The organism is Vibrio sp. M60_M70 (assembly GCF_037162085.1).
In the GTDB taxonomy this organism is placed as follows: domain Bacteria; phylum Pseudomonadota; class Gammaproteobacteria; order Enterobacterales; family Vibrionaceae; genus Vibrio; species Vibrio diabolicus.
This window is the reverse complement of the sequence record NZ_JARLUL010000002.1, coordinates 1,350,771-1,370,790: the sequence shown is the minus strand read 5'-3', so window position 1 is coordinate 1,370,790 and position 20,020 is coordinate 1,350,771. Positions and strand designations below refer to the sequence as shown.

General features: G+C 43.8%; 16 protein-coding genes. 8 read left to right on the top strand and 8 right to left on the bottom strand.

Going from position 1 to position 20,020, the window contains the following annotated elements; all coding sequences use genetic code 11:
- The first annotated feature begins 296 nt into the window (after nt 1-296).
- Nucleotides 297-920, top strand: a complete 624-nt coding sequence (locus tag P4S59_RS21790) for a hypothetical protein (RefSeq protein WP_337169048.1) — start codon at nt 297-299, stop codon at nt 918-920.
- A 112-nt stretch (nt 921-1,032) separates the two neighbouring features.
- Nucleotides 1,033-2,385, top strand: a complete 1,353-nt coding sequence (yegD, locus tag P4S59_RS21785; protein WP_337169047.1) for a molecular chaperone — start codon at nt 1,033-1,035, stop codon at nt 2,383-2,385.
- Between the two features lie 173 nt (nt 2,386-2,558).
- On the opposite strand, the gene P4S59_RS21780 is transcribed toward yegD, so the two are convergent.
- Together P4S59_RS21780 and P4S59_RS21775 are read right to left on the bottom strand one after the other, a co-directional pair.
- Complete coding sequence (locus tag P4S59_RS21780) at nt 2,559-3,032, bottom strand: copper chaperone PCu(A)C (protein WP_005395626.1); 474 nt, start codon at nt 3,030-3,032, stop codon at nt 2,559-2,561.
- A 93-nt stretch (nt 3,033-3,125) separates the two neighbouring features.
- A complete protein-coding gene (locus P4S59_RS21775) occupies nt 3,126-3,587 on the bottom strand; it encodes a hypothetical protein (protein WP_046875326.1) in 462 nt (153 codons plus the stop codon).
- A gap of 485 nt (nt 3,588-4,072) precedes the next feature.
- Between P4S59_RS21775 and P4S59_RS21770 the strand changes: the two genes are divergently transcribed.
- Nucleotides 4,073-5,122: a hypothetical protein gene (locus P4S59_RS21770; protein ID WP_047009268.1), complete on the top strand. Its 1,050-nt coding sequence runs from the start codon at nt 4,073-4,075 to the stop codon at nt 5,120-5,122.
- Between the two features lie 158 nt (nt 5,123-5,280).
- Here the strand turns inward: P4S59_RS21770 and P4S59_RS21765 are convergent, their stop codons facing one another.
- Nucleotides 5,281-6,480, bottom strand: a complete 1,200-nt coding sequence (locus P4S59_RS21765) for a DUF5666 domain-containing protein (RefSeq protein WP_337169046.1) — start codon at nt 6,478-6,480, stop codon at nt 5,281-5,283.
- Nucleotides 6,481-6,570: 90 nt separating this feature from the next.
- Between P4S59_RS21765 and P4S59_RS21760 the strand changes: the two genes are divergently transcribed.
- The 3 genes from P4S59_RS21760 (at nt 6,571) to P4S59_RS21750 (ending at nt 9,470) form a co-directional block, all read left to right on the top strand.
- Nucleotides 6,571-7,239 carry a response regulator transcription factor gene (locus P4S59_RS21760; protein ID WP_005395631.1) on the top strand — a complete coding sequence of 223 codons (669 nt, stop codon included), beginning with the start codon at nt 6,571-6,573 and terminating at the stop codon, nt 7,237-7,239.
- Complete coding sequence (locus P4S59_RS21755) at nt 7,211-8,452, top strand: sensor histidine kinase (protein WP_114322964.1); 1,242 nt, start codon at nt 7,211-7,213, stop codon at nt 8,450-8,452. Before P4S59_RS21760 ends, P4S59_RS21755 begins: the two co-directional genes overlap by 29 nt.
- A gap of 88 nt (nt 8,453-8,540) precedes the next feature.
- A complete protein-coding gene (locus P4S59_RS21750) occupies nt 8,541-9,470 on the top strand; it encodes an SRPBCC family protein (protein WP_257889083.1) in 930 nt (309 codons plus the stop codon).
- A gap of 147 nt (nt 9,471-9,617) precedes the next feature.
- Here the strand turns inward: P4S59_RS21750 and P4S59_RS21745 are convergent, their stop codons facing one another.
- From P4S59_RS21745 to P4S59_RS21725, 5 genes are all read right to left on the bottom strand, one after another.
- The gene (locus P4S59_RS21745; protein ID WP_237308651.1) at nt 9,618-10,073 is read right to left on the bottom strand and encodes a hypothetical protein; all 456 of its coding nucleotides are present in this window, start codon (nt 10,071-10,073) and stop codon (nt 9,618-9,620) included.
- Between the two features lie 12 nt (nt 10,074-10,085).
- On the bottom strand, nt 10,086-11,864 hold the full coding sequence (locus P4S59_RS21740) for a S8 family peptidase (RefSeq protein WP_046875333.1): 1,779 nt from the start codon (nt 11,862-11,864) through the stop codon (nt 10,086-10,088).
- 249 nt (nt 11,865-12,113) lie between these two features.
- A complete protein-coding gene (locus tag P4S59_RS21735) occupies nt 12,114-12,455 on the bottom strand; it encodes a hypothetical protein (RefSeq protein WP_012842508.1) in 342 nt (113 codons plus the stop codon).
- A gap of 7 nt (nt 12,456-12,462) precedes the next feature.
- The gene (locus P4S59_RS21730) at nt 12,463-14,376 is read right to left on the bottom strand and encodes a tetratricopeptide repeat-containing diguanylate cyclase (protein ID WP_337169045.1); all 1,914 of its coding nucleotides are present in this window, start codon (nt 14,374-14,376) and stop codon (nt 12,463-12,465) included.
- A gap of 616 nt (nt 14,377-14,992) precedes the next feature.
- On the bottom strand, nt 14,993-16,249 hold the full coding sequence (locus tag P4S59_RS21725; protein ID WP_337169044.1) for an aromatic amino acid transport family protein: 1,257 nt from the start codon (nt 16,247-16,249) through the stop codon (nt 14,993-14,995).
- A gap of 381 nt (nt 16,250-16,630) precedes the next feature.
- Here P4S59_RS21725 and P4S59_RS21720 point away from each other — a divergent pair, with 381 nt between their 5' ends.
- A complete protein-coding gene (locus tag P4S59_RS21720) occupies nt 16,631-17,065 on the top strand; it encodes a GNAT family N-acetyltransferase (protein ID WP_005395641.1) in 435 nt (144 codons plus the stop codon).
- Between the two features lie 292 nt (nt 17,066-17,357).
- The gene (locus P4S59_RS21715; protein WP_337169043.1) at nt 17,358-20,003 is read left to right on the top strand and encodes a nitrate reductase; all 2,646 of its coding nucleotides are present in this window, start codon (nt 17,358-17,360) and stop codon (nt 20,001-20,003) included.
- Nucleotides 20,004-20,020 lie beyond the last annotated feature (17 nt).

Sequence of the window (20,020 nt, the reverse complement as noted above, 5' to 3'; positions counted from 1 at the left end):
AATGCTTCTCCCCTCATCGCGGTCACCGTAGCAAGTTAGCGTTTTCATGTTCGTTAATAAGTCGCGATTTCCTTTTCTCCATTCTGCAGGCCCTGTTTTTGTGTGCTAAACCTACAAGTAGGTTTTTGAGCTTAAACATCAAGTGAGACCATGTTTCTGTTTAGCATGTCGTTAAATAAGTTTTGGCAGCAATAAAATAATAAGTTCAGATAAATGAAATAGGTATAGCAGGGAAGTGGAGTTTACGACCCCAACGCCATTGGCAGTGGAGCCGATAATTTCTGAGGGGGAAGGGTATGTTTTCGATACTCTTGGTCATACTTTTACTGTATATATTTTGGTTGTTGTTTCGCAACGGACCTGCATTCGCCGAGCGTGTCGCTCATCAAAAACGTAACTGGGTTGGACCTACCGCCAACAAAGAAGAATGGCGAGGATATTGTACGGATGTATTTCAGCCGTTCAGCTCTCAAACGACTTTTTACGCCATCGCTTATTTTGCGAATTATATTGCAGCAGCAAATGCGATATCTTGGTCAACAGTATATGAAGGGGATTACCCGATCATCATAAGCCGATTTGGTAGCTACTTTATTTTAAATACTCACGATTCACTAGTGGTTGCAGGGTTTATTGCGCTTGCTTTCTTTATCATCAATTGGCAGCTTGCCATGCACTGTTCTGGTATTCTTAGTCAGTATCTAGTGCGGATTCTTATTATCAATCGAACTCGCTTTGTTGCGATTAGCTTAGTGTTTTGCAGTTACTTTGCGTATCTCTTGACTGTTGGTATTTTCTGGTTGTTCCATGACGGTTATTCGATCTGGCACGGGTTAACGCTTACTCCTGTATTCTTATTATTAGCGTTATTGGTTGCGGTTGTTTTGCCATCTATGAAAAAAGAGAGCAATAAACCTTAGATAGACTTGCCACGTTAAATTACACACGATTTTAGGATAGTAATTCCTATGCCATTAAGTTAGCATTGCCGGCTTTTTAACGGTCTACAGGCCCTTATTAGTGGGAGGAACTATGTTTATCGGCTTTGACTATGGCACTGCAAACTGTTCAGTGGCAAAAATGGAATCGGGTGAGCCAGTAATGCTTAACCTAGAAGGGAACAGTCCATTTATTCCTTCCACCCTTGCTGCACCGACTCGTGAATCGGTATCCGAGCACTTATTTCGCCATCGAGATATTAAACCATTAGATCAAGTTGGTGAGCAGGTTTTACGCCGGGCAATCAATTTAAACAGAGAAGAAAGTATTGATCTCGTATCTGACGACATTGCATTTGGTCTGGCGGCGCTTAATCTCTATTTGGAAGACCCTCGTGATATCTATTACGTAAAGTCGCCGAAGTCTTTTCTTGGCGCTTCTGGCTTGCGTGACGTGCAATTGGCTTTCTTCGAAGATCTTGTCTGCGCGATGATGGACAATATTAAGTCGCAAGCCGAAAACGATGCGCAGCAAAGTATTACCGATGCTGTTATCGGCCGGCCAATTAACTTCCATGGGCGTGGCGGTGAAACGGCTAACATTCAGGCTGAACGTATTTTGTTGCGGGCAGCGAAACGTGCGGGCTTCCAAAATGTGGAGTTTCAGTTTGAGCCTGTCGCGGCGGGCCTAGAGTATGAAGCGACACTCAGCGAAGACAAAACCATTCTAGTGGTCGATATTGGCGGTGGTACAACGGACTGCTCGTTGATTCAAATGGGGCCGTCTTGGCGTGGCAAAGCGGATAGGACCGCAAGCTTGTTAGCTCATAGTGGCCAGCGCGTCGGCGGGAATGATCTTGATATCGCGTTAGCATTTAAGCAGCTCATGTTCCCGTTTGGCATGGAAAGCAAAATGGAGTCAGGTATTGTGATGCCGACCACCCAATTCTGGAACCCGATAGCAATCAACAATGTAGAAGCGCAGAGTGATTTCTATTCGCGAGAGAACCTATCCGCGTTGAAGTTGCTTCAAAAGCAGGCTCAAGAGCCAGAAAAGCTTGCTCGTTTGCTAGAGGTGTATCATGAGTCTTTAGGCTACAACATTGTTCGCCGTGCCGAAGAAGCGAAAGTGGCGCTTTCAGAACAAGCTTCTTACCGAACTGGCATCAACTTACTGTCAGAACTGATTGAAGTCGATGTGCAACGAGACGAAATGATCGAAGCGATTCAGTCGCCGAAGAATAAAATGACGGCGTTGGTGACAGAAGCGGTAGAGCAAGCTGGGGTGAAACCCGATGCTATCTTTATGACTGGTGGTTCGGCACGCTCGCCAATTTTGCGCGATGCGGTGCAAACTGTACTGCCAAATATTCCGGTTGTCAGTGGAAATTATTTTGGCTCGGTAACTGCTGGCCTAGCTCGTTGGGCTGAGGTCTGTTTCAAGTAGAAAGAAAACTAATTGCGCTATGGGCATTGTTACCAAATTTATGACTTCGTCTCGCTAAGCGCTACTCGCTGCCATTATTCTGAAGAATCGGGTTATGATCTATCGGAATAATGATTTCTATTAAGCTGAAATAAAAATGCCCGCTAAATCAGCGGGCATTTTTGTTTACGTCATTAATGGTGCATGTGTTTTTCCATGTGACCTTGTTTTTCAACCGCCATTTCTACTTCCACTTTACCCGCGTTTTTGAATGTTAACGTCATAGGGAAGCGGTCACCTTCTTTGAGCGCTTGTGTTGGATTGAAAATCATTAAATGGAAGCTGCCTGGCTTAAACAACACTGAGTCATTGGCGGGAACGCGCACTTCGTCAATCTTAATCATTTTCATCACACCATCTTCTTTCTTGTGCGTGTGAATTTCGACATGTCCTGCGATTGGGCTTTCTGCTGCGATCAATGCATCTTCACTGTCACCGTGGTTGGTTAATTGAAAAAAACCACCGATAACAGGTGCGTTTGGTGGCGCTTCGCGGCTCCATGGATGGTCGATATGAATTTTTCCTGCTTCATAATCGTGCGCTAAACTCAGTGGGCTAGCGATGACAGCAATAAGCGCGATAGCGGCGGTTTTAAATGATTTAAGCATGTGTTTTTCCTTTTGAATGAATAGCTTCTCTGAATGGACAACAAACAGAGTCATCGTTATTCTTGAATAAAGTTGTTAATGATTAGATGCCTGTTAGGCAGGAAAAACACTCGGCGGAGAGTGCTTAGGCGCGATGTGTTTGTAAACGAGCTTATCGCATTTTGAAAATCGGTAAGGCGTCAGAGCTTTCTTGACTCGGCGCTGCCAATGGATGGTAGTCAGGTATAGCCCAATCGCAACCAAAAGAAAGAATTGAACCGCTTGAAGAAGCGGACACTCAAACTGAAAGCCTTCATGTAAATTAAGATCTTGAATGAGCGTAGAAGAAGGTTGAGCGTTAGCTTCAATCAGCGTATTGATATCCACCCATTTGAAACCATCTGCGGTACACAGTAAGACCTTTTCACTTTGAACTTTGTTAAGCCAAGTTGTGCTGTGAACTTGTGTTGGGTTAAGAGTCGCTGTGGACGCTAAATACAACTGAAACAACACCGCGATAATAACCGCAATAGCGTGCAAGCGATGGTGTTTATGCTGTATTAGAGTGTTTTCCATACAATTGAGTGCTTATCTTCTTCGGCGCGGGATACTAACAAATTAACCAAACAATGTAATTATCAGTTTACTAAAAGGTGATGCAAGTGTGCATTATTTGTTTTATTGCCTATTTTTAACGCTTTAATAGCTTGGCTCTTTACGATTTAAAGCAACGTGTTACGGCAGATGGCATGTCTTGATTCGGCTTGCATTCATAACCTCCAATTCAGCTTGTCTGTCTTGCCTAGTCGCTTTTGAAGATACTGAATTAATCTCTCTTATATGTCACTGAAGCTCCGGTTAGTGGGTGTCGTGGTGGTGTTTTTACGTGCTAGATTTGGCTGATATCGATTCAAAATGCACACCGAATCTTCACTTGTTTTCCATTAACGGAATTATGACAGTAATTTAATAAAGGATACGGTATTCTGCGCTCCTTTGTACATGCCAGAACGTCCGTCCTACTTAGTCGGAGGGGCGATTAATCTTAAGAAATTTCTCAAATGAAATACGAACAACAGATTGGATATCGATACCCTAAAGGTCGATTTGCCATGGTGAGTGTATACGCATTCACTGGTGCTGCGATTTTAGCATCGACTATTTTTTCTCTATTGCTGTTTTTGTCGATCGACGAAAACCCGATGATGCAAACCTTATTTGGTGGTTTAGCGATTATTTTTGAAGCGGGTAAGTTCTACGCTTGGTATGAATACGGTGAGCGCCGAGCCCATCGCAACTACACAGGGGCGGCAACCGCTCTCGTGTTTTATTTAGTCTTAGCTGCGATCTCCATTGGCGGTAGTATTGGTGGCATTAACAGTGCAACAAACAGCGCACAAAGTCATATTTCGGTAGAGCAGGCGAAAGTGGAAGCGTTTAATCGCCAGATTGCGGCAATCGATAAACAGATTGAGCTCAACAATATGGCGGCGCAGAAATACATCGAGATGGAGCGTATCGCGACCGGTGTAACTCGCATTCAGGAGCAAAACAAAACCTTACGCGAAGAGCAGCAACGCTTGGCTATGGAACGTGATAGCTTACCACCGGTCACGCAAGGCTCAGTGATTGGTTTGATTGATAGCCTGGCCAACGCATTTGGTACCACCTCTCAGCAAGCTCAGCTTGGCTTGGTTGTATTTCTTTCGATTCTGTTGGATTTCTTTGCTGCATTTTTTGTCGGCCTGATTGGTGAAGAGCAACGGTTCAGACATTTCTATCGCCGAAATGAGGGCATGATACTGAAAACGGTTCGCGATATCGATCCAGAGCCAGCGGGGTATCTTCCTCATATTAAAGAGGAAGAAGAGCAAGAAATACCAGTAACGCCGGAGCCAGAAGAACCAAAGGAACCGAAAACTTTGTTAGAGCAAGTGAGCGATGCACTTAAAACGCATCAAATTACGTGCACAAAAAAAGCCGTTGCCAAACAATTTAGGTTATCTGCGGAAGAGGTAGACAAGGTGTTTGAGGAATTGGCAGAGCTCGGTTTAGTGGGTAAAAAAGCCAACCACCATTATCATTGGATAGGTCAGACAGAGGCCGCATAATTGGTTATCAATTAGAGATCGGAAAGAGCGTCAATCGGCGCTCTTTTTTTACTGTAAGGTTTCGCTACTAAAGTGAGCCAAAAGAAGAGAGAGGATTTAAAAATAGAAAAACAAAAAAGTGCCACCGAAGTGACACTTTTTCTTTAGCGTAGAAGGGATCAGTTGTCGTAAACGTCTAACTCCACTTCACGGGCAATATTTTGGTCGTTGATGATTACACCATCGACTTCGACACGAGCACCATTTAGGTTAAGTTCTTCGATGCCTTGGAAGCGTGTTTGTACATCAATCACAACGGTAGTGTTGTTTAGCAATTGATCTGCGTCGTTTTCGCAACGCTCGATGTTAAATGTTCTTGCTTCAGCATCGTAGTTTGATACGTATCCTTCACATTCAAATTCTTTACCGTGCCATTGGTTGTTATCGTCAAAGTCTGGTTGCTCAAACTCAATAACGGTAGCGATGCGTTTGCCATTTTTCATGACAGACGTTACTTCCACTTCTTGACCTTGTTTTAGGTTCGCTTTGCTGCCATCTTCAAATCGTGTTGCGTTATCGATGAAGAATGCACCTCGGTAGTTTAATGAAAACTCACTGTAATCATTTGCAACCCAAGTCACGATGCCTTCCACATCGCTGTCATTGCTTATGACGTCGTAGCCTTCAACTTCTACCTCATTTGCCATGAAGACGCCGTTTTGCATTTCACCTTCTACTTCCACCCATTGGCCGGTGCTAAGTTGGCTAATGTTGTCGTAAGATACGGTTATATTTGTACCAAGCTTAAACGTGCCAGCATTTTCATCGATACTAGTAATGCGACCTTCCAGTTCGTAGTAGCTTCCAAGAGTTGGGTAATCGTTATCTACGTCGATTTCGACCACAGACAACACTCGATAACCCGCATCCGCAGTCGGCAAGGATGACACCATCACCCAGTCGTTGATCTCTATATCATCACTTAAACCGTCAAACTGCAGATCTACGCCGTTTACCGTAAATGTTTTCTTCACATAATCAATTGCTGTAACACGTCCGGTAATGGTTGGCTCAAGTGTTACTAAGAAGCCATCGTCAGACGCTTTACGAACATCTGTTCCTACTTGAACCATCATTTTGGGTTCTACATCGGCCAATTGCATTGATGTATCGCCATAAACCACCCCAGACACATGGTATGTATATCCATTGACGGTTAACGTGTTTTCTTCAGCGTTGACCGCTTCAACAGAGCCAATCGCTACACTTGGTTTCACTACTGGTTGAGTTGGTGTGCTATCGCTATTGCTGCCACCACCTGAACCACCACAACCAGACAATGCCAAACCTACTACAGAAATAAGAGCGAGTTTTTTCATTGTATTAACCTCAATTTACGAGCTAGTTTAGGAAATTGCCTGTATCTTATTGGGCATATCGTGAAGAGATCGTGAAGAAATGTGATTTTTATGAAAATTTTAATTGTAGATGACAACCACAATGTCTCGGAGACGATTGCGGACTATCTTGAGCTTGAAGGCATGATTATCGATTGTGCGTATCATGGTGAGGCCGCACTGAAGTTAATCGAGGATAATCATTACGATGTAATCATCATGGATATCATGATGCCTAAGCTCGATGGCATTAGTACGGTACAGAAACTTCGACAAGATCAGCTCTGTGGAACGCCAATCCTCTTCCTAACCGCAAAAGATACGTTAGATGACAAAATCGCGGCATTTAAAGCGGGAGGCGATGACTATTTAATGAAGCCATTTGCGATGGAAGAGCTTAGTTTGCGTGTTCATGCTTTGGCTAATCGCGGTCCAAGGCAAGATATTGGCACGCTCAAGTTTGCGGACATTTGTTTAGATGCGCGCACAGGCAAAGTGACGAGAAAAGACAAAGAAATTAAGCTGAGCCGAATTCAAACCAAGATTTTAAAGTTACTTCTCCAACGTGCTCCAGCATCGGTTTCGCGCACAGAAGTGATCGATAGTGTGTGGGGAGACGAACCACCCGGAAGTGATGCACTTCGTAGCCATATTTATGGTTTAAGAACCGCGTTAGACAAAGGTTTTGAAGAATCACGATTAGAGACTATTCATGGACAAGGTTACCGACTTAAAGCATAACGAATATCCAAGTATTTATCGCAAGATCCGTTGGGGTTTTGGGGTGATGACGCTTGTGATGTTTACTCTTTTTTGGTCGCTGATTTATGTGGCAGAAAACAAACTTGAAGTGCTGAGTTTACATCACTGGCTTGATACTGAAGCTGCGCTTTATAGTGAGAATTTCGAGAAACAGGGCTGGGATGCGCCATTGCCAAACGTATTGGAGTTCAACTCATATTGGAGTGAAGCACCGACACCGGATTGGTTGCTATCTTTTACTTCGCCCGGTTTTTACGAATATCTGCTTGGTGAAGAAGACAAACACTTTGTCGTATTGAAACACCCCTCAGGGAAGGGGCTTATGTACATTGTGTTTCAAGATGACTCCGATGATTACCTCGACGAATACGAAAGCTCGCTGCATCAGTTTACACTACTGCTCGGTGGCTTATTTTCATTTGTTATGGTCGGGTATGGCATTTATATGGTGCGAATATTGTCTCGACCACTAGCGCAAATCGAAGACAAAATCAGCCAAATGTCACCGGATCAACCCGCTTTCCAAGTTGAAACCAAGTTCAGTGAGACACGCCAAATAGAGCAAACTTTGCTGGATAATAAAAACGATATCGCGGGCTATTTCAAACGAGAACAAGAATTTAGTCGTTTTGCATCGCATGAGTTGAGAACGCCAATCATGGTGATCAAAGGCTCAACAGACATTCTAACGCGTATTCCAGAACAACCTCGAGTCGCGCAAAAAGCCATCGCGAGAATGCAGTCAGCTTGTGAAGACATGCGCGTACTGACAGAAGCGTTTCTCTTGCTCGGTAAAGAGAAAATAGAGCCTCAGCATTACGGAGAGCATCAGCTTCTTACTTGTTTACAAAAACAACTGGAAGAGCTGGCTCCTTTATTTGCCAAGCAAGATTCGAATTACGCTTTGCACGAACAACATAGTGGTGTAGTGACGGCTCCAGAGAGTTTTGTGACCATTGTTATCAACAATCTGATTAAAAACGCCTTTAGCTATAGTGTAGGGGATATTGAAATTGAGTTGAAAGGTCATGCTCTTAAGATCCTGAATCGTCACGATGGTAACGAGACGTACAACGCCGGCTACGGTTGTGGTCTTGTTATCGTACAACGCATATGTGAACGAATGGGATGGGCGTTAATACTGGACGATGATGGTGTTCGCTTTAGTGCGAAAGTGGAATTCTGTTCCTAGCTTTGTGCGTCTAACCCACAGTCAAACAAGAAAAAACTGGAATTTGAATTAGACTGAAGTTAGTGACGCGGAAACTTGAGGAACCGTTATGCTTTCTTATCAGGTCAGCAGAAGTATTGAAATTAATAAGAATCAAAGCGAGATTATTGGCTATCTCAAGGATTTTAATAACTGGCCTGATTGGTCACCTTGGATCATTCTTGAACCGAGCTGCGAGCTGACATTCAGCGATAATCAAGGTCACGTTGGAGCCGGTTACCAATGGAATGGTCAGCGTATTGGGACTGGTGCCATTGTATTGGAAAGCACTCAAGAACATCGGTTAGATATGGAGCTTCATTTCTTTCGCCCAATCAAGAGTCACGGAAAGGTGACTTTAATAGTGACGCCGTCACAAGATGGTTGTTTAGTCGAATGGCAAATGCAATCACGTGTTCCTTGGTATCTGTTCTTTTTGAAAAGTATGTTTAAGTCGATGATAGAGATGGATTATCAACGTGGGCTACGCATGCTCAAAAGCAAACTTGAAACCGGACAAGTGCTCTCAGACTTGGTTGAAATTGGTAATCGAACCCAGCCTCAGGTTCATTACATCGGAATAAAAGGCGAGGCCAGCATTCCAGAATTAGGTCCGGTAATAGAAGAACAAGTTCACAAGTTAAAGCAGATAGTTGATGACAAGGGCTTATCTGTGAACGGCGAGTTATTTTGTTATTATGAGTCGATGGATATGCAGAAATGCACGTTTGAGTTTATCACTTGCTTACCACTTGATAACGCGGTAACTGCGCCAGAGGGAGCGGTTTCCGGTACCATACCTGAGAGTGAAACATTTGTCGTCGAGCACCGCGGGGAATATCAGTTTTTAGGAAATGCATGGGCTTTAGCGATGAACTTGGTTCGCCAGAGTGGTATGAAAGCCAAAACCAGTCCATTAGGGATTGAGCGCTACTTAGATAATCCGCAAGAAACCACGCAGGATAAACTAAGAACCGAAGTTATTTTATTTAAGAAATGACAGGCGTTGCCGGACACGCTCACCTAAATATCATGCTAGTTCCGTAGTAATCTACAAAAGAAAAAGAGGGTTTCTATACCCACCTATAAAAATGCCTCAGCAATTGCCGAGGCATGGTTTTATCAGCCAACTTCTCTTGCTAGAGAATTATTGTGCACGGTACTTACCGCTGTTTAGTTCAATTTTAGACGCTTTTACCCGGCTGTCTGCGTTTAGATAGTCGCTAATGCTCAGTAGGTCTTGATCTTGAGATGCTTTTAACACCGCAGACTCTCCCTCTGCGAAGACAACTTCCAGCTTTAGCTCTTTGGCGACCGCTTTCGCTTCGTTAGGGTTGTTTACCGTGATGTAAACCAGTCCAGTGGCCTTGGATACATTGCTAAATGCATTCTTAAACACTTCATCACCGGCTTGAAGTTTTACTTCTTCGGATAGGATCCTAGCTGTACCCGTTTGCACCTTGCGATAATCTTGGCCATTAATCTCAACCGCTTCTGAAGGCACGAACAGTTCAGGTGCGGGTTGTTGAGAGAGTTGTTGCTCAGCGTATGCGCTAGCCGTCATCATAGAAAGAGCCAGCATAGAAAATGATATGTATTTCATGTAATTGACTCCTTAGTGTCCAAAGATGCGCATCGACCAGTTCTTAATAACACCTGGCTGAGTGTTGTTTGCCATCGGAACATCATAGATGGTTGAAGAGTTAAAATATGCAATGTAAGAAAAGACTTCGTCGCCATTCGTATCGATTGCTCGTAATGTCCATTCGCCTTTTGCATCTTCGCCATAGAACTGGTTAGACAACATTAGTTGGTCTTTGTAGCCAGTAATCGTTGGGTCAAGAGATTGACCAACAAGACCATTACGTGGTGTTTGCAAAACGGAACGAGTCCCTGATGGCGAAACGAGCTCGATAGCTAAGTCGGGCAGGCGAGAGTGGTCTAATGTCAATTTCACTTGAACGGATTCTACCTTCAGATCATCGGCAATAGCGATACTTGATGAACCGCCAGCCAGACTCGCATCGGGTACACTGACTTCTTTAGCATTATTAACCCAAGGCGTAATAACTTGAGGCGGTAAAACACGATTCGTCATGCGAGCACGTTGCATTGCTTCATCCAAATCGACAGCGCCGAAGCCATAAAAAGTATGGAAATCTACGCCTGCGGCGTTTTTCTGCCAAGGAGAAATGGCCTCGTAGCTAACCTGTTCACCTTTGTGGTTAGTAAATTCAAGTTGTACGCCTGGATGCGTTTTATCCGTTACTTTTGCTGTCTCTGCTAGCAAAGCACGTACATCACGAGCAGAAAGTGCATGATTCGTGGACATGATTGCCGCGATGGCACCGGACGTATTTGGCGCAGCCGATGAGGTTCCGTTCATTGTACTGGTATAGTTACAGTTCGGGTCTAGCTCCGTACCGCCGTGTAAGCCATTGATACCAAGTCCGTCGCTGGTATTTTGCCCTTCTTCACAACCCATCAAATCGGTGGTGACCATGGCAGGGAAGTCTTGCCCATATTCACCTGCTGGTGCGGCAACCCATACGTTAGATCCCACCGATGAGTAACTCGCTCGCGTGCCATCCGCACGTAGTGCACTGGTGATTAAATTAAAATAGTTGGCGTTGTCATAAGACTGAGCGGAGTTGTGCATCGGCAAGCCTTGGTTGTCTCCACCAGCAAAGAAGTTACTTGGTAATACGAAGAATCTTCCCGCATTGAAATAGCGATAACCATTGCCGGCTGACTTAACAAATACAGCACCGCGTCCCCATGAGTTACTTTCGCTGACATTTTTTATCACGTCCATTTCAAGTTTAAGTTGAGGATCGCTTTCATCAAAAGTTATTGGGTTGATCGGGCTGAAACCATAGCTTTGGTTAAATACACGAACATCGCGTGTGGCTGGGTCCATGCCGTGAGAGATTAGCCAGCCTTCTAATGTCTGGTTGGCTAACCAGTTAAAACCAATAAGAGAAGAGTGAGAAGCAACACCGCGTCCACCTTCACCATTGTTGCCGACTGCGCTGATCAAACCGGCGACAGCAGTGCCGTGACCATTGGTGTCAACCGGATAACTTAATGGGAAAGAAGAGTCTTCGACGAAGTTTCTGCTACCTGTAACTATATTACCTGCAAGATCTGGGTGATCGATCTGCACTCCAGAATCAATGACCGCGACTTTTACACCAATACCCGCAATACCCATTGCTTGAGTGAGCTTGGTGTTTAGGTCGTTCCCAGCAACAGCTGGGTTAGCAGCAAAAGCAGTTTGCCCTGTGTTGTCTAAGTGCCATTGTTCAGAATAGAGTGGATCAAACGCCGAGACGGCAGGTGCAATGCCTACTGCCAACATAGCAGCAAATAGGCGGTTAATGCGTATTTCCATTTTTGACCTCATGTCTTTGTTTGGAATTTTTTAGCTTCTGTTTCATATTCCTCTAACAGGAATAAACAAACCTAACGACAAAGAATAAGGACGAAAACCATTTACAACTTGTTTACATAAAAAGTTCGACGAACAACATGAGTCAGTGTTAATTCACTGAAACTATAGGGTTTTTTAATGTCGAATAGCGCACGTATGAAAAGTAAAAAGCAGAAAATACGGTCGTACTGTCTGCTTTGAGAGGAAGGATTATTTAGTTGAAGCTGGTTGAATTGTCGCCATTGGTTTCTTCGGTTTGGCCTTTTCTTTGGGTAACACGTTATCAATCCACTTTTTGATGTATAGCTTATTGAACTCACTATCACACCACTTCTTGTTTAAACCACGTCGGTTAAACTCAGCGCCAATCGCAACTTTGGTTTGGTTGGTTGCACGGTTGTAGTAGAGGGTCTCGCACAACTGAGTGTTACTCATTTGTTGGGCATATACGTTAACACTGCTGCTGCGCATTCCCAGTTGAGAGGCTTGATGGTTACTACACGCAGTGAGAAGTGCAGGCGCAAAAATAGCGATGGTTAGGATTTTTTTCATTTTGCTCTTATGACGTCGGGTGAATAACGAAGCGATTTCTTCCTGCTTGCTTTGCGTCATACAAAGCTTGATCTGCGAAGAAAAACCATTGATCCCATTCTTGTTGAATAGTTTTTACGGACAGTCTGTCGACAGCCCCGAGAGAAATTGTCGCGTTTAATGACTTAGAGTCAACCACTAGTGGCGTGTTTTCCACGATATATCTCAATCGATCCAAGAATTTAGCGCAATCTTCAGTTCTGTTTACTTCAAATAATAAGACAAACTCCTCTCCACCCCAACGGATGAGTAGGTCCCCAGAGCGAGTCGATTCATTAAATAACCTGGCAATATGAATTAACATCTTGTCGCCAATATCATGCCCATATTCATCGTTAAACGTTTTAAAATGATCGATATCTAATACGGCTAAGGCAAACGTTCTATCTGGGCTTCTACGAGCCATTTTATCCAGCCAAATGGGAAGGTAGCGACGGTTGTGCAATTGAGTTAATGGATCGGTAGTATTTTCTTGAGTGAGTGCCTTATTAATACGCCTAACGCGCAGTACGTAACGAAAGCCAACGACACCAATCGCTGCGATAGCGATAAAGTAGAACATTTCTCTATAGCGTTGTGAGCGCAGCTCTGAGGCTTGCAACGCATTTGTCGTTTCTAGTAGCTTGAGTTCTTTCTGAGCTAACTTAGCTTCGAGGTCAAACTTAATGTTAATCATCTCTTCGCCGTGAATATGATGAGAAAATTCAGCTTCTAGCTCTCTTAATTGAGTTAAGTAACGAAAAGCCGCTTCAAAATTATTAAGGGTTTGATTCGCGTTTACTAGGACCGACAGCATATCAATGCGCTGTCGTATTTCTAGCTCATCGGTTGATTTAGTTTGCTCAAGTACGTTGATAGCTGTCGAAATAGCTTTATCGTATTGTTCATCTGCGAGGTATGCTTCTGCATATGCTTCATAACAAGGCATTTTCTTCGCCTCTAAGTTTCCCGTGATAGGGAGAGCTACGCAACGCTGTGCAACCATCAACGCTTCATCAATTTTCCCTATCGAACTTAACATTTGTGAGAAGCTGGATAATGAATAGTGTTTGATGACGTCTGACCCCGTTTGCATTGAGAGTCGGATTGCTTCATTAAAATAGTATTCTGCCTTTTCGCTATCTCCACTGCTTAAGTGAACAATACTTAAGTTTGCGTAGATAACCCCAATGAAAAGGCTGTTGTCATATTGATATTCGCTGTTTAAATAGGTATCGAGTGCTTGCGTAAGGTAGCTACTGGCGCGAGCCCAATCGGATGCATCGATATAGACGGTACCGATGTTATTCAGCGTCATGGCAACTTGCATTTCAAACACGGTTCTCTCCAACAACTCATAGGCGGTTCGGTAATACTTGAGTCCGCTACGTAGTTGATTCCGTGAAACCTCTAAGTTCCCTAGCCAGCGATATGCTCTTCCTTCTAGCGCTAAATAGCCGAGATCGCGGGCTTCAGCGATGATGTCATGGAGTATAAGTTCTGCATTCCAATTGTCGTCTAGTTCAATCATGGTTACCGCTTTATTAAGCTGTGCTTCAGCGACTACCCACGGTAAATTATGCTCTGTCCCAAACTCAATTAAATCAGGCATATCTTTGGGCAGCGGAACGCCTTCGTAGCGCTTTAGGTATAGGCGCGCAAAGTAATAAAGCGCAAGAGATTCCGCTGACGCATTCTGTGGCGCAACTAATTCATCTTCTTCAATTGAGCGCGGCTTACCCATTGAACGAAAATAGAGATTGAGCATGGAGCTGCTTTGAGGAGAAATGTGTTCTTCCAGATAGCTCTGTTTTTCTGTGTTGGCAAGTACATGGGTTGGATGGAAGAAGAATCCAAGTACTGAGAACAGCGCGCAAGTTAGCGTTTTAATCGGAAAGTGCATGAGCTTATTAATAAAATGTAATCTCGTTTAACCCTAATACTAGGTAAGTCTATCACTTCTTATTGGCTAAGTGCGGATGGATTCCGAGTTACAAACGGCTTGTGAAGAAAGTTTCGCGAAAGGTGAGGCTAATATTATGATTTATAATGATAAATCTGTTCAAAAGTGGAAAGATTGATTTAACGACAAGATAAACAGTGCGACGAATCTAGTGTGTCGAACATTGTTAGTGGTGTAAGTTTCATCATTTAGTCGGTGCGATTCGCATCTCGAAAGATGGCTGGTTCGCTAAAAAATTATCTTTCTGTCATAAATATTTAATGTTTGTATGGGTTGTTAAAAAACTCGATATTAGACATAGTGTTATTAAGCCAATAAAAAATGGCTTTTATAATAAACAGGAGATTAACTATGCATAATGAAATGATTCAACCTTCACACTTCGGTATTATTGGCCGCACTTGTATCGCTTCAGTACTTATGATTGCGGGCGTTTTTGCTCTTATCTAAGAGTCAATGGTAACGATGGTTACCCGCTTAAAAGTAAGAAAATTCAGGGAATCACCTTAATCTCGTATAAGGTATTCCCCTGAAAATCCAACCTAATAACTACTTTTTAGCTGAAGAAGCTAAAAACCAATGCACTTACCGCTACAATGCCCGCAGTTAAAACAAAGTAAGTTGAGCTATTCCCACGATATTGTTTCAATGCATCGATTTTGTATACCGCTAACATTGGCATAATAAATAAGATCATCGCGATAACAGGCCCTGACAACGCTTCCATCATACCAAGAATGCTTGGGTTCATGATCGCTGCTGCCCAGATTGAAAAGAAAAGTACTGCAACGCTGATACGATCAACTCGCTTTTCAGACAGTTTAGAGTGTTTAGCAATTAAACCATTTAAGCTTTCGCGTGCACCTAAAAAGTGCCCAAGAAAAGAGGAAGTGATAGCAACAAAAGCCACCAAAGGACCAAGCGTTGCGATAAATGGGTTGTCTGTTGCATTGGCTAAATAAGACAGCACCGACACGTTTTGTTCTTTAGCTTGAGCCAATTGCTCTGGTGACAGCGCTAATACACACGAAAAGACAAAAATAAGCACAAACGCAATTAACATGATGCTAGTGCGTCGAAGAATTACTTCGGATTTCGCATCCGCTTGATCGCCATAATGGCGACGTTGCACATTTGCAAAGCTTGAAATCGCAGCTGCGTGACTAAACGAGAAAATAACCACAGGAACCGCTAACCACATAGTGCTAGCAAAAGCAGACGCTTCAGGGGCGTCCATGATTGGCATGGTCCAGTTTGGTATCAAGTAAAATGAAAGAAAGGCAAGAATAGCCACTAATGGGTAAACCATAATGGCAAAAGCCCGTAGCATGACTTTTTCGCCCGCCATCATAATGGCAATTAATGCAAACACTAGTGCACCTGAAAGCAGAGGGCGAGGCAAAGAAGCCATATCAGCTTGGTTAACCATAAAACTGTCTACGGTATTGGTAATACCGACACCGTAAATTAACAGGATCGGGAAGATCGAAAGAAAATACAGCAGTGAAATAGAGCGACCCGCTTTTGCGCCAAAGTGCTCTTCTACTACATCAGTAAAGTCTGCATTTTTGATCTTGGAGGACAGTACAAAGCGAGCTAAACCACGGTGGGCAAGATAAGTCATTGGGAAAGCAAGCACAGCCATTGCGACTAACGGCCAAAACCCGCCAATACCAAGGTTGATCGGCAGAAATAGAATGCCTGCACCAACGGCTGTTCCAAACAGACTAAGGACCCAATGTGTATCGTGTTTTGACCAAGATGTTGTTGTGTTTAATTCACTGGAATTTAACGCATTTCGAGATTCTTTCACTTAAAACTCGCTTTTATAAAAATAATAATGCGGAGAATGGTATAGGTTTTGGTGTTTGTTATCACATCGGAAGTGTGGTGAATCATGCTGAAGATAAGGGGTGGTTGTAACTTATCAAACTATGAATTTTTTTAAAAACTAGAATTTTAATCTAAAACTTAAGCAATAAATTGGTGTTATATTTCAAATTTTTACTAATGGGTGGTTTTTGATTTTGTGGTTAAAACTTAATCATGGATGTATATGCTAAAGAAGCTTGCTCTTACTTAATGAGCCATGGTGCATATTGGAGGGCTAGCAAGTGGCAGGTCTATGAGTCCTGCATTTAGATGAGTTTTAGGTATATACTGCCGCCACAAATGTTAAAGGAGGAATCATTGAATGGACATTCTGTCTGCACATAAAGACGACTTATTGGCTGTGTATACGCTTGAAAATACTTTATTTGGAGAACATGCCTATCCTCAATTTTTCTTTCGGCAAGCTTTTGATTGTTGGGGGGAAAGCTTACTAGTGGCGAAAGAGGGGGAGCAAGTCGCAGGGTATATTTTGCTGACGACAAGCACAAATGCACAGCAATATTGGATCATGTCACTGGCTGTCGATACTCAACATCGTGGTAAGGGTATTGCGCGTTCTCTGATTGAAAGTGCCATCGCGCCGTTGAAGTTGGGCTCAAGTGTGAAGTTGACGGTCGATCCGAATAATCAGCCTGCATTGTCTTTGTACCTGTCCCTTGGCTTCAAAGTCTTAAAAGAAGAAGCGCATTATTTCGGTGACGAAGAGTCTAGATTGGTCATGGAATTAGTAAAGTAACCCTGCACGATAATGAACGAAACTTGCACTCAATCAGTGCGCGGTATTACTTTGCAATAGTTGTTTACATTCTAACGTTTTGTAAATTAAAGATTTTCAATCTTGGCACCTCGTTTGCTTTGAGATAAATGTTCATCGTTAACTCGATGCGCCGCTCTCTATAGCAGGCGAGAGCGGGATAGGGTATTACTTTTGAAAATGTACTAACAGCGTTAAAGGCATTGCTGCCTCTCTCGATTCGGGAGAGGCTTTTTTTTGCCTGTAATTTAGGATTAGTCGCGCAGGAGGCGTTATGTCACAAGGGTGTAGAAAGACAACTTGTCCGTATTGCGGAGTAGGCTGCGGAATTGAAATCAGCAATAACAAGATTATTGGAGATGCGCTTCATCCGGCCAATTCCGGTTCACTGTGTGTAAAGGGTGTCGCATTAGCAGAAAGCTTAAAAATGCCTTCAAGGTTACTCTACCCCAAGCTAAGGGAAAAAGAAGTGTCATGGCAGTCGGTCACAGACTTAATTGCACAAGAGATCCATCAAGCGAAAGCGGAGTTTGGACCAGATTCTGTCGCGATGTATGTTTCAGGGCAGTTGCTGACGGAAGATTACTACGTCGCGAACAAACTCATGAAAGGTTACGTGGGTAGCGCGAACATCGATACCAATTCCCGTTTATGCATGTCTTCGGCGGTTGCTGCTCACGTACGCGCATTTGGCGAAGATGTGGTTCCTGTCAATTACGACGATATTGATAATAGCGAGCTGTTGATCATCTGCGGTGCGAATACCGCTTGGACGCATCCCGTGTTATTCCGTCGTGTTCAGCAAGCGCGAGAGAATAATCCAAACCTTAAATTAGTGGTTATTGACCCGCGTGAAACGGTCACCGCGCAGCAAGCGGATTTGCATCTACCGATTAAAAACGATGGGGATGTGTCACTTTTTAATGGGCTGCTCAAGTTTCTTATCGAGCAGCAATGTATTGATTCTGAATACATAAATTCCCATACCGACGGGTTTGATGCGCTTGCAGAAGAAGTTTCTGATTTGCGTTACGATGTCACTAACTTAACGTCTTCCATTGGTATTTCAGAAGAAAAACTCACGACATTCTTCCAATGGTTTGCGCAAAGCCCAACCGCAATCACGCTGTTTTGCCAAGGGGTTAACCAAGCCGAAAATGGTGTCGATAAAGGCAATACCATTATTAATGCACATTTGGCATCAGGTAAAATTGCCAAGTCAGGTTGCGGGCCGTTTTCTATTACAGGTCAACCGAATGCAATGGGTGGGCGAGAAGTCGGTGGATTGGCCAATCAGTTAGCGGTTCATCGTGCTTTTGACGCTGAGTCTATCAAGCAAGTGCAGACGTTTTGGGATTCACCAGAAATTGCTACTCAGCCCGGTTTAAAAGCCGTTGAACTGTTTGAGGCGGTAGAACGTGGTGAGATTAAAGTTCTGTGGATCATGGCAACCAATCCCGTGGTTTCTTTGCCTGATAATCAGATGGTTAAGCGCGCGTTAGAGGCTTGTCCTTTTGTGATTGTGTCTGATATTACCGCAGAGTCGGACGTTGCTAAATATGCAGATGTTCTACTGCCAGCGGCTGGTTGGGGTGAAAAGCAAGGGATGGTGACTAACTCTGAACGTAGAATGTCTCGTCAACGGCAGTTTCAAACACCTCCGGGAGAAGCAAAATCGGATTGGTGGGCGATAAGCCAAGTCGGACAAGCTCTGTGTGCATTGGAAAAGACACAAAATGGCTTTGCGTTTACTTCTGAGCGGGCGGTATTCAGGGAATATGCGGCGATGACAGGCATGAATGCTGATTCGCCATTGAAGCTCAACCTATCTGAATACGCGAACTTAACTGAGCAAGAATACGAAGAGTGGGTGCCGACACAATGGGGAGGAGAGCGCCCTTTTGCTGATGGAATCTATTCGCACCCAGATGGTAAAGCGCGTTTTGTCGTGACCAGTGAATTGCCTCAACGCTTAGAGAGAGCAAAAGGCTGGTGGCTCAATACGGGTAGACAACGCGACCAATGGCATACCATGACGCGTACAGGGCATATCGCACACCTTGCCGCCTCTGAGTTAGAGCCAACCGTGTACATGAACACACTCTCCGCCACTCAAAATCGCTTAAAAGCCGGACAGCTCATCAAGCTGTTCCAGCCTACTTCAAACACTGGTATTTATGCCAAAGTTGCCATTGATGAAGGTTTGGGGTTTCAGGAGCTGTTTATGTCAATGCACTGGGCTGGTCGATATGGAGGTGAAAGCAGTGTTAACGCGATAGTAAACAGCGTAAAAGACCCTATTTCTGGGCAGCCTGCGTTTAAGTCGTCTTATGTTGAAGTGCAAGACGCGGCGGTAAAAACCTACGGTATGTTTATCGGTACACAGTTTGATTCTGGCAAGTTTCTCTACAGCGCATTTCAAGCAGAAAGTAATTTGGGCATCTGGCGCTTTGCACACGATAAACGACCAAAAAAGCAGAGTTTTTGTCGAACGGAAAAGAGTCGCAGGATTACGATAGATATTGCCCTAGGTTGGCTAGCGGTGGATTACGACCTTGTTGGAGACGTTCGTATCATTCGTTCTGTTTTGGTGGTGTCTAGTGAACCGATTCAAACCGACTACACCAACTTTACCGGCTTGATTGGTAAGCCGATGGAGCTATCGCAACTGCTTACCATCACTCAATCGCAAAGCAGTGCCAAACTGGTCTGTAGTTGTTTCCGTGTTACTGATAAACAGATACATGACGCGATGGAGAAACAAGACTGCACTTCACTGACCCAACTTCAAAACAAACTCAAATGCGGTACCAACTGTGGTTCGTGCGTTTCTCAAATCAAACAAATGCTCGACAGCCATCTGCATCAAAAGGGCAAACTGCAAGCGAACCAGCAAAGTCTGGCGATTCAAATAAAGTAAGTCATAAAGAGGATAAG